This window comes from Moraxella sp., assembly GCF_030525845.1.
Classification (GTDB): Bacteria; Pseudomonadota; Gammaproteobacteria; order Pseudomonadales; family Moraxellaceae; genus Moraxella.
Genome location: NZ_JAUNDY010000042.1, coordinates 1 through 3144, shown reverse-complemented (window position 1 = coordinate 3144; position 3144 = coordinate 1). Strand labels below are relative to the sequence as shown.

The following is a 3144-nucleotide window of genomic DNA, read 5'->3' as shown; positions in this document are numbered from 1 at the left end:
TGACAATAATATTGGCATTACCTGCAACCGCCAATTCTATCAAATGATTATCGCCTTCATCCTTTAAATTAGGTCGCCACAAATAAAAAATACGCACCCATTCACAAATGGATAACAACGCATTTAAAATTTCATTGCGTTCATCTAATGATAATTTACTTTGGCAAATATATCATCACGAGCCAAAACATCTTCATATTCTGCCAATAATGCCACACCAATAATCGGTATAAATTCGCCATTTAAGCAGGCTTTGATTAGGCGGTTGGCGTGATAAGACCCCAAACATGCCCCCACCAAAATATTGGTCTCCAAGACAACTTTCATTATAATTCCACATTAATCTAAAATCAATGCTCACGAGTGCTACGAAACTCCACCTCAGGATACCGCTCCTGCATTAATTGTAAATTGACACGGCTTGGGGCAAGGTAGGTTAAATAACCACCGCCATCAAGTGAGAGTTGGTCGTGGGCTTTTTTCTTAAATTTTTCAAAGGCGACTTTGTCATCACAATGCACCCAGCGGACGGTGGCAATAGAAATCGGCTCAAAGGCACATTGCACCTTGTATTCTTCTAGCAAACGATGAGCAACCACCTCAAATTGCAGTACACCCACCGCTCCCAAAATCAAGTCGTTGTTGATTTGGGGCATAAAGACTTGGGTTGCCCCTTCTTCGGATAATTGCTGTAAGCCTTTTTGTAATTGCTTGGATTTTAGTGGGTCTTTTAGCACCACACGGCGAAACAGCTCTGGGGCAAAGTGCGGAATGCCTGTAAAATTAAGGGTTTCGCCACTGGTGAAACTGTCGCCAATCTGAATCGTACCGTGATTGTGCAAGCCAATAATGTCGCCAGCATACGCCTCTTCAAGGCTTTCACGGTCGCCTGCCAAAAACATCAACGCATCCGACACTCGCACTTCTTTGCCAATACGAATATGGTTTAATTTCATACCTTTTTCGTACTTGCCAGAACAAATCCGCATAAAGGCGACACGGTCTCGGTGTTTGGGGTCCATATTGGCTTGGATTTTAAAGACAAAGCCTGTGAAATTTGGTTCGTCCGCCTTGACCACTCGCTCCACGGCATTGTGGTCTTTGGGGGCTGGGGCGTATTTGGTTAGGGTATCTAGCACCATATCCACGCCAAAATTACCCAAAGCCGTCCCAAACAGCACAGGCGTTTGCTTGCCTGCCAAGAACTCATCAATGTCCCAATCGCCAAATGCCATTTCGGCAAGCTCCACCCCTTCCAAAAACTCATTCCACAAAAGCTCGCCAAGTCGCCCCTTAATCTCATCGTGGTCGTAGCCGTCTAGGGTTTCAATGTCGGTTAATTGTGTGCCAAAGCCCTTTTTATAAAGATAAGTTTTGTTATCAAAAAAGTTATACACCCCCACAAAATCCTGCCCCATTCCAATGGGATAACAAAACGGCACGCATTTGATTTTTAGCACGCTTTCAATTTCATCTAAAAGAGCAAGGGGATTTTGGATTTCACGGTCAAGTTTATTGACAAAACTGATAATGGGCGTGTCTCGCATACGGCAGACTTCCATCAGTTTAATCGTCCGCTCTTCCACACCCTTTGCCCCATCAATGACCATCAAGGCACTATCAACGGCAGTCAAAGTACGATAAGTGTCTTCTGAAAAGTCGGCGTGTCCGGGGGTGTCCAGCAGGTTTACCATACACTCGCCATAGGGAAACTGCATCACAGAGGTGGTAATAGAAATGCCCCGCTCCTGCTCCATACTCATCCAGTCGGAGGTGGCGTGTTTGTCGGTTTTACGGCTTTTGACCTCGCCTGCGGTTAAGATTGCCTTGCCCCACAAAAGGAGCTTTTCGGTCATTGTTGTTTTACCTGCGTCAGGGTGGCTGATGATGGCGAAAGTTCTACGAGCTTTTATTTGATTGCTATATGGCATTTTATTCCTCTTAAAATTTTGATTATGTACACAAATTTGTACACATAATAAATGGTTAATATAAATAAAGGTTATCTATTATACTTGAAATGGGGGAAATGGGCAAAACAAAACCATTCAAGTGGTTTGCACAATCCATCCTTCGCTTAAGCTCACCAATATCGCCATTTTAATCCACCACCAATCCCAAAAAAACAATAATTGGACTTGTGAATTTATAAATTTGAGTTATAATATTGCCATTATAAGTTTACAGTTGTTTAGGAAAAAACAATGACCACCACCAAAGCTGACATCGCCCACCTTTTTGACTTACCGCTTATGGATTTGCTAATGCAAGCCCAAACTGTCCACCGTCAAAACTTCCCTGCCAATGAAGTGCAAATTTCAACCCTACTTTCCATCAAAACAGGCAACTGCCCAGAAGATTGTGGTTATTGTAGTCAGTCGGGTCATCACAGGGATAAGGTGGGGCTTAGTCCAGAAAAACTCATTGCCATTGAAAAGGTGGTGCGTGAAGCCAAACGAGCCAAAGCCAATGGCTCCTCTCGTTTTTGTATGGGGGCGGCGTGGAAACACCCGCACGACAAGGATTTGCCCTATTTGACCACACTTATTAGCGAGGTCAAGGCACTTGGAATGGAAACTTGTATGACTTTGGGAATGCTTAGTCCCCACCAAGCCCAAACCCTTGCCAATGCTGGTCTTGACTATTATAATCACAATCTTGACACCTCTCGTGCTTATTATGATAGCGTTACCACCACCAGAACCTATGATGAGCGCTTGCAGACACTAGATTATGTCAGACAAGCTGGGATTAATGTCTGTTCAGGCTCTATTGTGGGAATGGGCGAAAGCCGTCAAGACCGTATAGACTGGATTTATGAGCTAACCCAAATGCCCATACCGCCACAGTCCATTCCTGTTAATTTGTTAGTTCCCATCAAGGGAACACCGCTTGGCGATAAGGCCTTAGAAGAAGGACGATTGTCCACCATTGAATGGATTAGAACGATTGCCGTCACACGAATCTGTTGCCCCAAAAGCGTGGTTCGGCTCTCTGCTGGACGAGAAAGTCTTACAGACGGTGAACAGGCGTTGGCATTTATGGCAGGGGCAAATTCGTTCTTTTATGGCGACAAACTTTTAACCACCGCCAATTCATCAATGAGTAATGACGACCATTTGATGAAAGAGCTGGGCTTGACTG

Annotated in this window: 4 protein-coding genes; 1 reads left to right on the top strand and 3 read right to left on the bottom strand. The window is 44.4% G+C overall.

Annotation, left to right across the window (positions count from 1 at the left end):
• From Q4B79_RS09675 to Q4B79_RS09580, 3 genes are all read right to left on the bottom strand, one after another.
• Nucleotides 1-130, bottom strand: a 130-nt coding sequence (locus Q4B79_RS09675; RefSeq protein ID WP_368500055.1) for a PIN domain-containing protein, incomplete at its 3' end; no start/stop codon positions are given.
• A gap of 14 nt (nucleotides 131-144) precedes the next feature.
• Entirely contained in the window at nucleotides 145-327 is a 183-nt protein-coding gene (locus tag Q4B79_RS09585) for a PIN domain-containing protein (RefSeq protein ID WP_303086193.1), read from the bottom strand.
• 23 nt (nucleotides 328-350) lie between these two features.
• Entirely contained in the window at nucleotides 351-1931 is a 1581-nt protein-coding gene (locus Q4B79_RS09580; RefSeq protein WP_303086192.1) for a peptide chain release factor 3, read from the bottom strand.
• Nucleotides 1932-2204: 273 nt separating this feature from the next.
• Between Q4B79_RS09580 and bioB the strand changes: the two genes are divergently transcribed.
• On the top strand, nucleotides 2205-3144 hold a 940-nt coding region (gene bioB, locus Q4B79_RS09575), incomplete at its 3' end, for a biotin synthase BioB (protein WP_303086191.1).